The 15503-nt window shown below is 74.5% G+C and carries 13 protein-coding genes, 1 other RNA gene and 3 pseudogenes; 5 read left to right on the top strand and 12 right to left on the bottom strand.

Annotated elements, in window-relative coordinates:
* Nucleotides 1-86 precede the first annotated feature (86 nt).
* The 9 genes and pseudogenes from ACFY3N_RS28070 to ACFY3N_RS28030 form a co-directional block, all read right to left on the bottom strand.
* Nucleotides 87-1346 carry a cytochrome P450 gene (locus ACFY3N_RS28070; protein WP_390819538.1) on the bottom strand — a complete coding sequence of 420 codons (1260 nt, stop codon included), beginning with the start codon at nt 1344-1346 and terminating at the stop codon, nt 87-89.
* Nucleotides 1343-1960, bottom strand: coding sequence for an ATP/GTP-binding protein (locus ACFY3N_RS28065; RefSeq protein WP_390819537.1), 618 nt, complete (start codon nt 1958-1960; stop codon nt 1343-1345). The genes ACFY3N_RS28070 and ACFY3N_RS28065 overlap by 4 nt, the downstream gene beginning before the upstream one ends.
* Nucleotides 1941-2297, bottom strand: a complete 357-nt coding sequence (locus tag ACFY3N_RS28060; protein WP_390819536.1) for a DUF742 domain-containing protein — start codon at nt 2295-2297, stop codon at nt 1941-1943. Before ACFY3N_RS28060 ends, ACFY3N_RS28065 begins: the two co-directional genes overlap by 20 nt.
* Nucleotides 2294-2713 carry a roadblock/LC7 domain-containing protein gene (locus tag ACFY3N_RS28055; RefSeq protein WP_390819535.1) on the bottom strand — a complete coding sequence of 140 codons (420 nt, stop codon included), beginning with the start codon at nt 2711-2713 and terminating at the stop codon, nt 2294-2296. The genes ACFY3N_RS28060 and ACFY3N_RS28055 overlap by 4 nt, the downstream gene beginning before the upstream one ends.
* A 169-nt stretch (nt 2714-2882) precedes the next feature.
* Complete coding sequence (locus tag ACFY3N_RS28050; protein ID WP_390819534.1) at nt 2883-4715, bottom strand: ATP-binding protein; 1833 nt, start codon at nt 4713-4715, stop codon at nt 2883-2885.
* Nucleotides 4716-5177: 462 nt separating this feature from the next.
* An RNA gene (gene rnpB, locus ACFY3N_RS28045) (RNase P RNA component class A) lies at nt 5178-5608 on the bottom strand.
* Between the two features lie 67 nt (nt 5609-5675).
* Nucleotides 5676-6440: pseudogene (locus tag ACFY3N_RS28040) on the bottom strand (DMT family transporter); the annotation flags it as partial.
* A gap of 82 nt (nt 6441-6522) precedes the next feature.
* Nucleotides 6523-7356, bottom strand: a complete 834-nt coding sequence (locus tag ACFY3N_RS28035; protein WP_390819533.1) for an AraC family transcriptional regulator — start codon at nt 7354-7356, stop codon at nt 6523-6525.
* A 23-nt stretch (nt 7357-7379) separates the two neighbouring features.
* Complete coding sequence (locus ACFY3N_RS28030; protein ID WP_390819532.1) at nt 7380-7958, bottom strand: Uma2 family endonuclease; 579 nt, start codon at nt 7956-7958, stop codon at nt 7380-7382.
* A gap of 379 nt (nt 7959-8337) precedes the next feature.
* Here ACFY3N_RS28030 and ACFY3N_RS28025 point away from each other — a divergent pair.
* The 3 genes and pseudogenes from ACFY3N_RS28025 to eda all read left to right on the top strand — a co-directional run.
* Nucleotides 8338-8589: pseudogene (locus ACFY3N_RS28025) on the top strand (WHG domain-containing protein); the annotation flags it as partial.
* A 26-nt stretch (nt 8590-8615) separates the two neighbouring features.
* Nucleotides 8616-9398, top strand: a complete 783-nt coding sequence (yaaA, locus tag ACFY3N_RS28020) for a peroxide stress protein YaaA (protein ID WP_390819531.1) — start codon at nt 8616-8618, stop codon at nt 9396-9398.
* 64 nt (nt 9399-9462) lie between these two features.
* On the top strand, nt 9463-10110 hold the full coding sequence (eda, locus tag ACFY3N_RS28015; RefSeq protein ID WP_390819529.1) for a bifunctional 4-hydroxy-2-oxoglutarate aldolase/2-dehydro-3-deoxy-phosphogluconate aldolase: 648 nt from the start codon (nt 9463-9465) through the stop codon (nt 10108-10110).
* On the opposite strand, the gene ACFY3N_RS28010 is transcribed toward eda, so the two are convergent.
* Genes ACFY3N_RS28010 through ACFY3N_RS28000 form a run of 3 tightly spaced genes read right to left on the bottom strand, consistent with a single transcriptional unit; the run spans nt 10085 to nt 13238 of the window.
* Nucleotides 10085-11620: a bifunctional RNase H/acid phosphatase gene (locus ACFY3N_RS28010; RefSeq protein ID WP_390819528.1), complete on the bottom strand. Its 1536-nt coding sequence runs from the start codon at nt 11618-11620 to the stop codon at nt 10085-10087. The genes eda and ACFY3N_RS28010 overlap by 26 nt on opposite strands.
* An 11-nt stretch (nt 11621-11631) precedes the next feature.
* Nucleotides 11632-12375 (bottom strand): zinc ribbon domain-containing protein, encoded by a 744-nt coding sequence (locus ACFY3N_RS28005; RefSeq protein WP_390819634.1) that lies wholly within the window; start codon nt 12373-12375, stop codon nt 11632-11634.
* Nucleotides 12372-13238, bottom strand: coding sequence for a Nif3-like dinuclear metal center hexameric protein (locus ACFY3N_RS28000; RefSeq protein WP_390819527.1), 867 nt, complete (start codon nt 13236-13238; stop codon nt 12372-12374). Before ACFY3N_RS28000 ends, ACFY3N_RS28005 begins: the two co-directional genes overlap by 4 nt.
* Nucleotides 13239-13436: 198 nt before the next feature.
* Between ACFY3N_RS28000 and ACFY3N_RS27995 the strand changes: the two are divergent.
* Both ACFY3N_RS27995 and ACFY3N_RS27990 read left to right on the top strand, forming a co-directional pair.
* Nucleotides 13437-14444: pseudogene (locus ACFY3N_RS27995) on the top strand (hypothetical protein); the annotation flags it as partial.
* A 748-nt stretch (nt 14445-15192) separates the two neighbouring features.
* The gene (locus ACFY3N_RS27990; RefSeq protein ID WP_390819526.1) at nt 15193-15360 is read left to right on the top strand and encodes a hypothetical protein; all 168 of its coding nucleotides are present in this window, start codon (nt 15193-15195) and stop codon (nt 15358-15360) included.
* Nucleotides 15361-15503: the final 143 nt, after the last annotated feature.

Genomic DNA, 15503 nt, shown 5'->3' with positions numbered 1-15503 from the left:
CGGCCCCGTCCGTCAGTCCCGCCCCGCGGCTCCACCCGCCGGTCCGCGCCGGATTCCGGGCCCTTCCACGGGCCCGGCAACCCGCGCTACTGCACCACCGGCGTGAACTGCACCGGAAGCGCCGACAGCCCTCGCATCCAGATCGACGGGCGCCAGGTCAGTTCCTGCGGGTCCACCGCCAGCACCAGGTCGGGCAGCCGCTCCAGCAGCGTCTCGACCGCCGTCCGCGCCATCACGTCCGCCAGCAGCGGGGCCGGGTACGGGCAGCGGTGCTCACCGTTGCTGAACGACAGGTGCGCGGCGTTCTCCGCGCCCACGTGTCCCTCCGGCCAGATCTGCGGGTCGGTGTTGGCGGCGGCCAGCCCCAGCACCAGGCAGTCGCCGGCCCGGATCTGCCGCCCGCCCAGCTGGACGTCCCGCACGGCCCACCGGCCGATGAAGTTCTGCGTCGGCGTGTCCAGCCACAGCACCTCGTTGAGGGCCTCGCCCACGCTGAGCCGGCCGCCCGAGACGTTCACGGCGAACCGCTCGTCCGTCAGCAGCAGCCGCAGCGTGTTGCAGATCCAGTTCGCCGTCGGCTGCTGCGCCGCCGCGATCACGGAGATCAGGTCCTGGACGATCTCCTCGTCCGTCAGGCCCGCCGGGTGCGTCAGCATGCGCGAGGTGATGTCGGGGCCGGGGGCGGCCCGCTTGTCCTTCACCAGCTGCCGCAGCCGCTCCCCCACGCGCCCGTACGCCGCCACCGGGTCGTCGCCCTCCCCCGCGTCCAGGGAGATCCGCAGGTCCTCGACGAGCCGGCGGGTGTCCTCGCCCGAGGTCGGCATCCCGCACAGCTGCACCACGGTGCGCATCGGCAGGGCGTGCGCGTAGTCGGCCATCAGCTCCGCCTGGCCGCTGCCGGCGAACCGGGCGATGAGGTCGTCGGCGATCAGCAGGCAGTCGTGGGAGAGCTCGAACTGGTCGACCCCCTCCAGCGCCTCGGTGATCACCCCGGCCCGCCGCCGGTGCTCCTCGCCCTCGGTGAACAGCACCGACGGCTGGTATCCGACGAAGGGCAGCAGCGGCCAGTCCGGCGGGATGTTCTCCCACTGGTTCCAGCGCCTCGAGTCCCGCGCGAACAGCTCGTCGTGGCTGGTCACGTACGTGAGCTCGGAGTAGCCCAGCACCAGCCAGGCCGGGATGCCGCCGTCGAGCAGCACGGGCGCGACGGGGCCGTGGTCCCTGCGCAGCGCGCGGTAGAGCTGCGACGGCGTCTGCTGGTACTCGAGCCCCGTCAGAGGCACCGCGCCGGAGTGGGCGGGGCACCCCGGGGGCGCCGGGTGCGCGAAGGGGCCGGAGTCGGTCACAGTGTCGCCTCCTCGGCGATGGCCATGTCGTGGAGGTGGTTCACGAGGGTGATCAGTACGTCCTTGCCGGAGTGCCGGACCCGTGCGTCGCAGTCGACCATCGGCACGTGCGCGGGCAGGGCGAGCGCCTGGCGGATCTCGTCCAGGGAGTACCGTTCGCTGTCGTCGTCGAACCGGTTCACGGCCACCACGAAGGGGGTGCGGTGGTGCTCCAGCCTGTCGATCGCGTACCAGGAGTCGTCCATCCGGCGCGTGTCCACGAGGACCACGGCGCCCAGTGTGCCGGAGAACAGCCTGTCCCACAGGAACCAGAAGCGCTCCTGGCCGGGCGCGCCGAACAGGTACAGCACCATGCGGTCGTTGAGGCTGATCCGCCCGAAGTCGAACGCGACCGTCGTGGTGGTCTTCGCCCTCACCGCGCTGGTCTCGTCGACGCCCACGCCGGCCTGGGTCATCACCTCCTCGGTGTTGAGTGGCCGGATCTCGCTCACGGAGCGGACCAGGGTCGTCTTGCCGACGCCGAAGCCGCCCACGACGACGATCTTCAGACCGGTCTCCGCGGTGTCGTTCAGCGGTGTGCGGTGGGAGGGCAGCTCAGAGGTTGCGGAGCCCATGGAGGACCTCTTGGAGTAGGGCGGAATCAGGCAGGGAGGCGATGGACGGCGCCGCGCGCGGGTGGCGGGCGGTGATGCGGCCCGTGTCCAGCAGGTCGCCGAGCAGGATCCGCACCACCATGACCGGCAGCCCGAGCTCCGCGGCGATCTCGACGACGGCGGTGGGGTGCCGGCACAGCTCCAGGATCCGGGCGTGCTCCGACTGCATCCCCGGCACCGGTCCGCTCTCGCTGACGATGAGGGTGACCAGGTCGAAGGACTCGTCGGCGTGGCTCCGTCCACCGGTGACGGTGTAGAGCCGGTCCGGGGCACCCGTGTCGACGGGTTTGCGCGTCACGATGTGGCACTCCCGCGCGCGTGGTCCCGCGGCTCGGCCCGCAGGTGCTCGCCGATCTGCTCGACCAGCTCCGTCATCTGGTGGCCGATCACTCCGGGGTCGGCGTCCTCACCGGCGACGACGGCGAGGTGCGCGCCCTCGCCGGCCTCCACGATGAAGAGCAGGCCGCCGTGGAACTCGGTCATCGACTGCCGGACGCCGCCGGTGCCGTCGCCGAACTCCATGGAGGCGCCCTGGGCGAGGGCCTGGATGCCGGAGCAGATCGCCGACAGCTGGTCGGCCCGGTCGAGCGTCAGGTGCTCGCTCCAGCAGAGTTTCAGGCCGTCCCGGGACAGGACCAGGGCGTGACGTGCGCCGGGGGTCTGTTCCAGGAGACCCTGCAGGAGCCAGCTGAGGCTGTTGTCGGTGGTCTGCATGGTGGGTGATGGGACGGTGGTGTCCGGCTGACCGGTCACCGGCCCGTTCCTCCTATCTCACGAACTCGAGCGGGAAGGGGCGCCGTCGCCCCGGGCGCCGTACGGGAAGGGGTGGGGCTGGCGCCGTACGGGAAAGGGCGGGGCTGACGCCGTACGGGAAGAGGCGGGGCTACGGAGCCGCGGGCGGCTCCGCCCCGGGCCGGGCGGCCGGTCCGGCGGTGCCGTTCCCGGACTGCCGTGCGCGGTGGAAGGCGCCGAACCGCGAGCCCGCGTCGCGTGCCGGGCGCCGCGTCGACGCCGTGTCGTCGGCTTGCCCGGACGTCGACTGGCGCTGCTCGCGCTCGCGCTCCGCCTCGGCCATGGTGCGGCCGGGGGCGCGGACCGGCAGACCGTTCGGCGTGGTGCCGTCGGGCCGCCGGTGCCGTCCCTGTTCGGGCAGCTCGGGCCGGGCGGCGGGGCGCCCGGCGGCCGGGGGCAGTGCGGCGGCCGCGGGACGGACGGGGGTGTCGGGCAGCTCGGGCCGGGCGGTGGAGTGCTCGGCGGCCGGGGGCAGTGCGGCGGCCGCGGGACGGACGGGGGTGTCGGGCAGCGGGACGGGCGCGAGCGCGTCGGGCATCGCCTCGGGCCGGGGGGCCGTCTCGTGCGGGACCGTGTCGCGCTGCTGGGCGAGCAGGTGCAGGGGCAGCAGCACGACGACGCCGGTGCCGCCGCGGGAGGAGGGGCGGTAGTTGACGCTGATGCCGTACTTCGCCGCGAGCCGTCCCACCACGGCCAGGCCGAGCCGGGTGCCCTGCAGCGAGGCGAGGTCGGCGACGTTGCCGCTCACGGCCTCCTCGGCGCGGCGCATCGCCGCGTCGGCCATCTTCAGGCCGCTGTCCTCGATGGTGACGACGATGCCGGCGCTGCGATCCTCGACGTAGACGTGCACCTCGTCGATGGGCGGGGAGAAGTTCGCGGCGTTGTCCATCAGCTCGGCGAGCAGGTGCATCACGCCCTCGGCGGCGAAGCCGGAGACCGCGGCGCGGGTGGAGCAGTGCAGGCGCACCCGCTGGTAGGCGGCGATGCGGCCGACGGCACCGCGCAGGATGCTCTCCATCACGATCGGCTTGTTCCAGGCGCGGCTGGACCTGCCGCCCATGAGCAGCGCCAGCCGGTCGGTCATCAGGCCCAGCTGGGAGGTGCTGTGGTCCAGCTTCAGCAGGTCCCCGAAGACGTCCCCGGCGTGCCGCTCCTGCATCTCCCGCAGGTCGGCGAGCATCCGCACGGCCTTGGCCTGGACGCGGCTGAGCGCCTTGGCGGAGGCGGCCTGCGCCGCGGCGGCGCGCCGCTCGCTGTGGGCGAGCTCACGGATGAACGATTCGGCCGGGGCGCGCAGCGCCGGCAGCTCGGGCAGGTCGGCCTCGGCGAGCACGGTGTCGGCGGAGCGGCCCTCGCGCAGCCGGGCGACCGCGGCGGGCAGCGTCTCCCGCACGAGGCGCTCGTGCTCGGCCGCCGCCCGGTCCACCTCGCTGCGCATCCTGCGGTACTCGCCGTCCAGGGCGGCCGCCCGCCGCGCGTCCTCCTCGACGGTGACGGCGAAGGCGTGCGTGAGCCGCTGCAGTTGCGGGTCGGACGGCGGCGGCACGCTGCCCAGCACCTCGGCCGCGCTCGTGCCCTCCCGCAGCCGCTTGGCCACGGCGGGCAGCGTCACACCGGCCAGGTGGGAGATCTCGGCCGACAGCCGGGCCGACTCGGCCTTGAGACGGCCGTTCTCCGACTCCCGCTCGGCGGCCGCGCTCCGGGCCCGGCGGAGGAGCCGGTGGTCGACGAGGACGGTGACGACGACGCACACCCAGGCGGCCGCGACCACGGCCAGGGACCAGGTGGAGGCGTCGGACGGTGCCAGGGCGACCGCCGCGCCGCCGGCGGCGGCGCTCGTCACCAGCACGGCCGCCCGTGCGGCGAACGAGGTGCGCGGCGCCCCCACCGATCGGTGCTGGCTGGGCGAAGCAGGCACTGGCATGGAGCGGTCCCTCGGTCGTGAGAGCAGGGGGAATCGGGGCGGCCGCGCGACGCAGCCGCGGGCCGGGAAAAGGTCAGCCCACAGGAAGGCGATCTTCCGACCACGTAGGGCTCATGCTAATCACCCTGATGTGCGAGAAGGCCCCGCTTGTTGCACAGGCCGTCAGCAATCCGAGTTCGTCGCGAACCCATCGCTCGTACGTCCCGCTGTGGTATCCGGGACGACACCGGGCGGGCCCGGCGTGAGGGCGGGAATGCGGGCGGGAACGGAACTGACGCGACGTCACATCGCCCCGGCTGCCTGGAGTACATCGGCTCCCCGTCCGCACGAGCTGTCGAATTTCAGCCAACTATACGCACGGCAAGCCCTGTTCACGCACCGGCTCTCATGGCGGCAGGGTCTTCGGGGTGAGGGAATGCCGCCGATCGTGAAGGTTCCGTGACGGCGGCGGACGGGGAGCGGCAGACGAGTCGGGCTGTACGCCGGGTTCTGTTCCGGCGGGTCCTCGCGGGCCCGCCGGCGACGGCCATCCATCTAGGGCCGGCGTTGCCGCCGGCCTCGTGCGGTCTACCCGCGGACTCGGGCGGGCAGCCCTCGATCGTCCGCGCAGAGACGCCTTCTCCTTCGAGGAGGCGTCTCCTCTTGACCTTGCTCCGGGTGGGGTTTACCTAGCCGCCTGAGTCACCTCAGGCGCTGGTGGTCTCTTACACCACCGTTTCACCCTTACCGGGGACCGCCCTCTTCGAGAAGAGCGCAGTTCCGGCGGTCTGCTTTCTGTGGCACTGTCCCGCGGGTCACCCCGGGTGGCCGTTAGCCACCACCCTGCCCTGTGGAGCCCGGACGTTCCTCGGGGGGTCCCGTGAGGGACTCCACGCGGCCGCCCGCCCGGCTCGTCTGCCGTGCCGACCATGGTACCGGGCGTGGGCGGGGCTTCGGCGCGGCGGCCGTCGCGAGGACCGAGCCGGCGAGGATCAGGGCGAAGGCGGCCAGGACGGGGGCGGTCAGTGGTTCGTCCAGGAAGAGGGCGCCGGCGGCCACCGCGACCGCCGGGTTGACGTATGTGATCACCGACGCGCGGAGCGGGCCGGCCTCCTTGATCAGCTCCAGGAAGGCGACGAAGGCGATCGCCGTGCAGACGACGCCGAGGGCGGCCAGGGCGGTGAGGGCCTCGGCCGAGGGCAGGGCCGCCGGACGGGTCGCGGCCGCCCCGGGGGCGTACACCAGGGCGGCCAGGGCCAGGCAGGGCGTGATGAGGTGCAGCGTCGGGACGTCCTTCAGGTGACGGTCGGCGATCAGGGGGGCCGTGGCGTAGCCGACCACCGTCACCAGGACCTCCGCCAGGGACAGGGCGTCACCGCCGGCCAGGTGGGGGACGGTGAGGACGCCGACGCCACCGAGACCGAGCGCCAGGCCCGTGATCCGGCGGGCGCCCAGCGACTCCGCCGCGCCGAAGAGGCGGGCCAGCAGGACGCCGGCGATGGGTACGCCCGCGATCAGCAGACCCGCCGTGGAGCTGGACAGGTGGCGTTCGGCGTCGGTGAGGGTGTACCAGGGGCCGACGATCTCGATGAGCGCGAACGCCAGCATCGGCTTCCAGTGCGTCCGCGCGTTCCGGACCAGACCCGGTTGGCGCAGGGCGAAGGGGAGCAGGAGCAGGGCGCCGAGGGCGCAGCGCACGAACACCACCGTGGACGGGGACACCTCGTCCACCGCCACCTTGATCATCAGATAGGGGATGCCCCAGACCACTCCCATCAGGGAGAACAGGGCCCAGCCGCGTGCAGTCATGCGGTGAGTGTCGGCCGGGTCAGCGGGCGCCGTCTTGAACGCTGTTGCGGTACGCCGCCGGGGTCACCCCGAGCACGCGGCGGAACCAGCGGGTCAGGTGCGCCTGGTCGGCGAAGCCGACGAGTCCGGCCACCTCGGCGGGGCGCGCTCCGGTCTCCAGCAGGGCGCGGGCCCGGGTCACCCGGTACTGGGCGAGCCAGGCGTACGGGGGCACCCCCATCGTCGTGCGGAAGGCGCGCAGGAGCTGGTAGCGGGACAGGCCCAGGTCGGCGGCGAGTGCGGCGAGGGAGGGCGGGGCGAGGAGTTCGTCGGCGAGGCGGTCGCGGACGGCGAGGGCGACGGTGGCGGCGCCGGTCACCGTGTCGTCGCCCGCGCGGGCCGTGGAGTGCCGGCGGGCGAGGGCGGTGAGCAGCCAGGGCAGGCGGGACTCCGCCTCCAGGGGGTCGGGGCGGGCACTGAGGGCGGTGTGGGCGCGGCGCAGTGCGGCGGCCAGCTCGGGGTCGTCGAGGACGGGTTCGCGGAAGTGCGGGAGGCCGGGGCCGAGGGTGCCGTCGGCGAGGAGGGCGGGGGCGGCGTAGAGGGCGCGGTAGGAGTAGCCGTCGGGGGCGGCGGGGCCGCCGGTGTGCATCTCGCCGGGTTCGAGGACGACGATCGAGCCCGGCCCGGACACGATGCGTCCGCCCCGGTAGGCGATGGCCTCCAGGCCGCCGACGGTGACGCCGACCGTGAACTCGTCGTGGGCGTGGGGGGCGTACTCGTGCCGGCTGAAACGGGCGGTGAGCAGATCGAGCGGCGGACCGCACCGCCCCAGCCGCGCCCTGGTCCAGCGGGCCTGTTCCCGTACGTCCGTCACCGCGCACCCCCGTCCTCAGGGGATCAGAGGAAGTCGGCGGTGTCCAGGTCGAAGGCGAAGGGGTCGGGGAGGGAGAGCGGCTTGCCCAGGGGGCGGGTGCAGTTTTCCCGGTAGTCGTCTCTCTCCGGGGTGCTGAACAGGGTGATGGAGGAGGCTTCGCGGTCGACGAGGAGGTAGAGGGGGATGCCTCCGCGGGCGTAGCAGCGGCGCTTGGCCTCACGGTCGGCCTTCGGCTTGGCGGACGTCACCTCCAGGACCATGGCGACGCCGTCACACGGCATCCAGGGATCGGCTCCTCGGTAGAGACGCCGTGCGGTGGGCGCGAAGGTGCCGTCCGGGATGGCGTGGTCCTTCGGACACGCTCCACCGCTTTTCAGCTTCAGCCCCTTGTTCCCGGAGAATTGCATGTCGGTCCGGGATCCTTTGATCACCTGCGTCACGATCAGCCCGATGTAGTCCTCGTGATCCCCGTCCGGCGGCGGCGTCACAACGATCTCCCCTTCGATCAGCTCCGCCCGGAAACCCTCCGGGGTGTCCAGGGCGAGGAACCCCTCGAGCAGGACGTCCGCCTGCGTGAGCGGCTCATGGGCCATGGCAGTCATGTCACGCCCCTCCTTCGGTCGCTCGCCAGACTGGGGCATCGGATGATCACCTGTCCGTGGGATAGGGAACCGTTCCCTCGATCGTGGCACACGATCATGTCGTCCGTCAGACGCCACAGCGCCCGCTCGCGACGTCAACGCCTCTCCTGAGGCCGTACGGACCGGAGAACCCGCCACGGCCGCCGGTGTCGCCACGCGGACGACTCCGAGGGGCTCGTCCGTGCGCTCGTTGCACCCCCTCTCCCCGGTGACGGCGTCTCACCGGACGGCTGTCGGAGGGGACACGGCACGTGGCGGCCAAGGGCACGCGGACGCCTCGTGAGCGGTACCGCGCCCAGGTGCGCGCGGAGATCAAGGAGCGCGCCCGGGAGCAGATCGCCTCCTCGACGCCGCCCGGCCCGCCGGGGGCCCGGCCGGCGGCACCGGGCTCGGCGGCCATCTCGCCGAGCACCGGCAGTGGGCGGGCGGCCGTCCCGCGGACCCCGCCGCCCTGCGCCGCGCGCTGTCCTTCTGGACCCGGCTGCACGGGGTGCTCTCCCTGGAGCCGGCGGGGCACTTCACCGGGATGGGCTTCGACCCGGCCGTCCTCTACGGCGCCGAACTGGACCGGCCGGCCCACGCCGTACCCTGACGTCGAGCTCGATCGAAGGAGTACGTGTGCTTGTCCTGCTGCCGCCGTCCGAGGGCAAGGCCTCTTCCGGCCGCGGTGCCCCGCTGAAGCCCGAGTCGCTGTCGCTGCCGGGGCTGGCCGCCGCGCGGGAGGCCGCCCTCGCCGAGCTGGTGGACCTGTGCGCCGGCGACGAGGACAAGGCGCGCGAGGTGCTCGGACTGAGCGAGGGGCTGCGGGGCGAGGTCGCGAAGAACGCGGAGCTGCGGACCGCCGGGGCGCGGCCCGCCGGGGAGATCTACACCGGGGTGCTGTACGACGCCCTGGACCTGGCGTCCCTGGACGCGGCGGCGAAGCGGCGGGCGGCGGCGTCCCTGCTGGTCTTCTCCGGGCTGTGGGGTGCGGTCCGGGTCACCGACCGGATCCCTTCCTACCGTCTCTCGATGGGTGTGAAGCTGCCCGGACTGGGCGCGCTGAGCGGGCACTGGCGCGCGCCGATGGCGGAGGTGCTGCCCGAGGCGGCCGGGGACGGGCTGGTGCTGGACCTGCGGTCGGCGGCGTACGCGGCGGCCTGGAGGCCGAAGGGCGAGGTCGCCGGGCGGACGGCGACCGTACGCGTGCTGCACGCCCCGACCCGGAAGGTGGTCAGCCACTTCAACAAGGCGACCAAGGGGCGGATCGTACGGAGCCTGCTGACGGCCGGGGCCGCGCCGGAGGACCCCGCCGAGCTGGTGGAGGCGCTGCGGGACCTCGGGTACGAGGTGGAGGCGGCGGCGCCGGCCAGGGCGGGGGCGGCCCGGTCGCTGGACGTGCTGGTGGACGAGGTGCACTGAGCGCGTATTGCACGATGTGCAACGACCTTTGCGCGGTGCGCATCCGTGTGGGCAGGATGACGCCATGCGCTCTCCCCTGCCCTCCTCCGTGCTGGATCTCGCCCCCGTCGTGCCCGTCGTCGTCGTCGAGGACGCCGCCGACGCCGTACCGCTGGCGCGCGCGCTGGCCGGCGGCGGGCTGCCCGCGATCGAGGTGACCCTGCGGACGCCCGCCGCGCTCGACGCGATCCGTGCGATCGCCGCCGAGGTGCCCGAGGCCGTGGTCGGCGCCGGGACGGTGATCACGCCGGAGCAGGTGGGCGAGGCGGTGGCGGCCGGGGCGCGGTTCCTGGTCAGCCCGGGGTGGACGGACGTGCTCCTGGAGGCCATGCGGGCGTCCGGGGTGCCGTTCCTGCCGGGGGTGTCGACCGCCTCGGAGGTGGTGGCGCTCCTCGAGCGGGGGGTGCGGGAGATGAAGTTCTTCCCGGCGCGGGCGGCGGGCGGGACGGCGTACCTGAAGTCGCTCGCCGGTCCGCTCCCGCAGGCCCGTTTCTGCCCGACCGGGGGCATCGGCCCCGACTCCGCGCCGGAGTATCTGGCGCTGCCCAACGTGGGGTGCGTGGGCGGGAGCTGGATGCTTCCGGCGGACGCGGTGGCCGCCCGCGACTGGGACCGCGTCGGGGCGCTGGCCCGTGCGGCGGCGGGGCTCAGCGCAGGTGCGAGGTGTCGTTGAACAGGCGGACGCTGGCGTTGCCGTCGGCGTAGTACGCCACGGCGGACAGGGAGGCCGCCGACAGCTCCATGCGGAACAGGGCCTCGGGCGGGGCGCCCAGCGCGAGGCGTATGAAGGTCTTGATCGGTGTCACGTGGGTGACGAGCAGCACCGTGCGGCCGGCGTACGCGGCGGTCAGCCGGTCGCGGGTGGCGGCGACCCGGACGGCGGTGGCCGCGAAGCTCTCGCCGCCGCCGGTGGGTTCGGCGTCCGGGGAGGACAGCCAGGCGTTCAGGTCCTCGGGGTGGCGTTCGCGGACCTCGCCGAAGGTGAGGCCCTCCCAGGCGCCGAAGTCCGTCTCGCGCAGTCCGTCCTCCACGGTCACGTCGAGGCCGAGACGGGCGGCGACGATGGCGGCGGTCTCGCGGGTACGGGCGAGGGGCGAGGCGACGACCGCCTGGACGGTGCCGCGCCGGGCGAGGAACTCGCCGGCCTTCTCGGCCTGTTCCCGGCCGACGCCGGAGAGGGAGGGGTCGCTGCCGCCGCTGCCCGAGAAACGCTTCTGCGGGGTCAGCGGGGTCTCACCGTGCCGCAGCAGCACGAAGGTCGCGGGCGGCCCCAGGTCGGCGGGCGCCCACCCGGCACTGGGCGTGGCGACGGCCCGCGCGGCGCGGACGTCGGCACCGGCCCCGGTGCGCCCGGCACCGGTCCCACCGCCGGCGTCCCCGGCACCGGTGGCACCGGACGCGGCGCGGGTGCCGGCGGTCCGTGCGGCCCGCGCGTCCGTGTCGGCCCCGGAAACGGTGGCGCCTTGGGGCGCGGGGTCCGTCCCGGCGGCACCGGTCCCGGCGGTCCGTGCGGCCCGCGCGTCCGCGTCGGCCCCGGAAACGGTGGCGCCTTGGGACGCGGGGCCCGCCCCGGCGGTCCGCGCCTCGGCCCCGGCACGGTCGGCCACGGACGCATCGGTACCCACGGACGGGGCGCCGGCCCCCGCCGCCGGGGCCAGTGCCGCGCGGACCCTCGCCGCGTCCGCTGCCGCGTCGCCGGGCGGGGCCGCGGGCTCGGGACGGGCCGGCGGGGCGTCCAGGGCGGCCCGGGAGGTCGCCGCCGACCACGCCTCGCCCCGTTTGCCCGCGTCCATCGCCTCGTTGGCCAGGCGGTCGGCGTGCTTGTTCTGTGCGCGCGGGATCCACTCGTAGGTGACCCGCTCCGGCGCGAAGACCCGCGCCGCCTGGGCCGCGAGCGGCTTCATCGCCGGGTGCTTGATCTTCCAGCGGCCCGTCATCTGCTCGATGACGAGCTTGGAGTCCATCCGGACGTGGACCCGCGCCCGGGGGTCCAGCTCGTGGGCGGCGCGCAGGCCGGCCAGCAGGCCGCGGTACTCGGCGACGTTGTTCGTGGCGACACCGAGGTACTCGGCCACCTCGACCAGGGTCTCCCCCGTCGCCGCGTCGCTCACCACGGCCCCGTAGCCCGCGGGCCCCGGGTTGCCCCGCGACCCGCCGTCCGCCTCGACGATGAACTCCCGCACCGCCGGAACCCCTACAGCCCCGACTCGGACGTACGCACCAGGATGCGCCGGCAGTTCTCGCAGCGCACCACCGTGTCGGGCGCCGCGGACCGGATCTCGTTCAGCTCGGTGATCGCGAGTTCCTGGCGGCAGCCCTGGCAGGTGCGGGCGTACAGCTTCGCCGCGCCGATGCCGCCCTGCTGCTCGCGCAGCTTCTCGTACAGGCTCAGCAGCGGGTCCGGCACGGAACCCGCGACGACCTCGCGCTCCTTCGTCACCGAGGCCGCCTCGCCGTCGATCCCCTCGACGGCCGCGTCCCGGCGCGCGGTGGCGTCGTCGATCCTCCCCTGCACGGAGCCGACCCGCTCGGTCAGCTCGGCGACCCGCTCCTGCGCGGACTCGCGGCGCTCCATGACCTCCAGGACCACGTCCTCCAGGTCGCCCTGCCGCTTGGCGAGGGAGGCGATCTCGTGCTGGAGGTTCTCCAGGTCCTTGGGCGAGGAGACGGCACCGGAGTCGAGGCGCTTCTGGTCGCGGGCGGCACGCTGGCGCACCTGGTCGACGTCCTGCTCGGCCTTGGTCTGCTCGCGGGCGCAGTCGCTCTCCTCGGTCTGCGCGGCGACGAGCAGGTCGCGCAGCTGGGCGAGGTCCCGGTTCAGCGACTCGATCTCGGCGTGCTCGGGCAGCGACCTCCGCTTGTGCGCGAGCTGCTGGAGGCGGACGTCGAGGTCCTGGACGTCGAGGAGTCGGATCTGGTCGGCGGGCTCGGCGTTCAGTTGGGGGCTCCAGATGTGTCGGTGGTGGCGGTGGAGGCCGCGTGGGCGGTCCAGGGGTCGGTGACCGTCTTCGAGACGTGGACCCGAAGGCCCCATCCGTGACGGTCGGAGATCTCGTCGAGCTGGGCCGCGGCCAGCTCGCACCAGGGCCACTCGGTGGCCCAGTGCGCCGCGTCGAGCAGCGCGAGGGGGTTTTGGGCGCGGTCCGCCATGAATTCCGAGGCCGGGTGGTGGCGCAGGTCCGCGGTGAGGAAGGCGTCCACGCCGGCGGCCCGGACGTGGTCGAAGAGGCTGTCGCCGGAGCCGCCGCTGACGGCGACCGTGCGCACGAGCGCGTCGGGGTCGCCGGCGACGCGGATGCCCTGCGCGGTGGCGGGGAGGCGTTCGGCGGCGCGGGCGGCGAGGTCGCGGACGGTCAGCGGGTGGTCCAGTTCGCAGACGCGGCCGAGGCCCCGGCGGCCCCCGGGGTCGGCCGGGTCCGGCACCAGGGGCCGTACGACCCTGAGGTCCAGGGCGCCGGCGAGGGCGTCGGAGACCCCCGGGTCGGCGGTGTCGGCGTTGGTGTGGGCGACGTGCAGCGCGATGTCGTTCTTGATGAGGGTGTGCACCACGCGGCCCTTGGAGGTGGAGGCCGCGACCGTGGTCGTCCCGCGCAGGTAGAGCGGATGGTGGGTGACCAGCAGGTCCGCGTCCAGCTCCACCGCCTCGTCGACGATCTCCCGGACCGGGTCGACGGCGAACAGGACCCGCGCGACCTCCTGGTCGGGCTCGCCCACGACGGTGCCGACCGCGTCCCAGGACTCGGCCCGCTCGGCGGGCCACAGGTTCTCCAGCGCGGCGATGACTTCAGACAGACGGGGCACGCCGCCAAGGCTACCTGGGCCGCCTGGTGCGCCCGAACCGGCGGCTTCCGCCGGCCGGCGTCGTGACCCCGTGGAGCACACGTCCGCCCCTTCCTCAGGCGAATCGTTCCTGGAGCACCCTTACGTGTGAAGTGCGGGCCCACCGGTTCGCCGTCTGTGCGTGCGCGACCTACTTTCGTCACCGGAGGTGACCGAACGATGACGGTCTGTGCCATCGAACCTGCGGCGGGACACGAGGAGGGAGCCGGGCGAGCGGGCTGCACCATCACCGCCGACGGTTCCTACGCCGCACGCCTCGCCCTGGCCGGCGACTCCCTCTTCCCGGAGCGTTGGACCCTGGACGGCCCCGAGCCCTACGCGGTGCCGCTGCCCGGCGGCCGGCCCGAGGAACCCGGCACCGAGGTGCAGCCCCTGAACGACGGGCGGGTCCTCATCCACCGGCCGGCGGGCGGACGGCACGCCTTCTCCCTGCTGTACCCGACCGGCCCCGGCACCGGTGAGCTGCCGCTGGGCACGGTCGAGTGCCCGGACGAGGACACCCGGCTGCGGCTGCTGCCGCCCGCGCCGGGCGGGGAGCGGGCGTACGCCCTCGCCGTGGGCCGGCGGTCGACGGTGGTGTGGCTGGTGGCGGGGGGCGCGTTCGGGCCCGAGCAGCTCGCGGAGGTTCCCGGCCGCTGCTCGGGCGGGGTGTGGCTGGACCGCGAGGGGCGGATGCTGGCACTGGACCGGGAGACCGGCGGGCGCACCAAGGCGGTCGTGGTGGACCTGGAGCGCGGCGGTGAGACGTCCCCGTTGCTGCAGATCACCGAGGGGAGCGACGACCGGGTGCTGCTCGCCGACCCGGACAGCGGGCTGCTGCTGATCCGCTCGGACGCGCCGTCACCCGGTCGGGACCGGCTGGGCTGGGGGGTGCTGGGCAGCACGCTGCCGGTGCGTTTCCCGGAGTGCCTGCGGCTGGCGGACTGCGCGGTCACGCCGTTCGCGATCCAGCCGGGGCAGATGCTGACGCCGGAGAGCTGCGCGGTGGCGCTGCGCGTCGACGGCGCGTTCGGCAGCTGGGTCGGGGTGTGGCGGCCGGCGGAGCGGCAGGTGCACCACTTTCCGGCGCCGGCGGGGTGGCTGGCGGGTGCGGGGGTGTGGACCGCGGACGGGGTGCTGCGGCTGCCGTACGCCACCGGGGCGGTGCCGTGCGGTGTGGCCGGGCTGAGGGCGCTCGGGCAGGAGCGGCGGCGGGAGGGTCTGGACCTCCGTCCACCGGTGGACCTTCCGGAGGTCCCGGGCGGCCCGGCATCCGCCGGGCCCGTGCCCGGCCCCGCGCCCGACGGCCGGCCCTCCACCGCCGTGGGCCCCGCGGCCGGAGGCCGGATGCCGTCCGCCTCCACGCCCACGACCGAAGGCCGCCTCGCCTTTCCCGCCGGGCCCCTGGACCAAGGCCGCCCCACCCACCCCTCCGGGCCCCTGGACGAAGACCACACCTCGTCCCCCGCCGCACCCACGGCCGAGGACCGCCTCACCCACCCCGCCGAGCCCATGGACGAAGGCCTCACCCCACCCCCCGCCGCGCTCATGGCCGAAGGCCGGCTCGTCTCCCCCGCCGGGCCCCTGGACGAAGGTCCCCTCCCGCCCTACGGCATGCGCGGCGGCGGTCGGTCGTCGTCGTACGTCGTGCACATCGTCGACGGCCCGCTTCCCCTGTGCACCGCGCACATCGCCGACGGCCGGCTGCAGCCGTGCGCCGAGCACACGGGCGACGGCCGGGGCCCGTCACCCACCGGACTCCCCGCGCACGGCGATCCCGTCGCCCCCCGTCCCGTCCCCTTGCAGCAGGCGCCTTTGGGGCGGTTGGTAACGAAGTAGTGGCGGTCGGCGTGGCCGCCTGGATCCGGGCGGTGGTGTGCCGGTTACACTCGCCCGGCTGTAGGAAAGATCATGTTTACGGGGTGAGTTCCTTCCGATGAACGACGTCAGCACGAACGAGCCGCACTCCGCCGAGGGCGGACAGGCCGCTGCCGGACACGGCAGGCACCGGGGCCCGGTCTCCACGCAGGACGCGGAAGCGTCCCCGCGCGGCCGGCACCGCAGGCCGGAGCAGGCGAAGGAGTACACGGGGTCGGCCGCCTGACATCACGTCAGGCACCGGTCCGCGGCCCAGCCCGGGGGGGGGGGGGGGGGGTGTTTTGGGGGCGGGGGGGGGGGGGGGTTTGGGGGGGGGGGGGGGGGGCCCCCCGGGGGGCCCCCCCCCCGCGGGGCGGGCGGGCCCCCCCC

This window comes from Streptomyces sp. NPDC000348, from assembly GCF_042898795.1.
GTDB lineage: Bacteria > Actinomycetota > Actinomycetes > Streptomycetales > Streptomycetaceae > Streptomyces.
The sequence above is the reverse complement of the archived record's forward strand: the minus strand, read 5'-3'. Positions and strand labels throughout refer to the sequence as shown.

Coding starts and splice junctions, on each gene's coding strand:
- ACFY3N_RS28065 (WP_390819537.1), bottom strand. CDS start 1,960: ATGGGCTCCGCAACCTCTGAGCTGCCCTCCCACCGCACACCGCTGAAC.
- ACFY3N_RS28055 (WP_390819535.1), bottom strand. CDS start 2,713: ATGCAGACCACCGACAACAGCCTCAGCTGGCTCCTGCAGGGTCTCCTG.
- ACFY3N_RS28050 (WP_390819534.1), bottom strand. CDS start 4,715: ATGCCAGTGCCTGCTTCGCCCAGCCAGCACCGATCGGTGGGGGCGCCG.
- ACFY3N_RS28030 (WP_390819532.1), bottom strand. CDS start 7,958: ATGACTGCCATGGCCCATGAGCCGCTCACGCAGGCGGACGTCCTGCTC.
- eda (WP_390819529.1), top strand. CDS start 9,463: ATGCGCTCTCCCCTGCCCTCCTCCGTGCTGGATCTCGCCCCCGTCGTG.
- ACFY3N_RS27990 (WP_390819526.1), top strand. CDS start 15,193: ATGAACGACGTCAGCACGAACGAGCCGCACTCCGCCGAGGGCGGACAG.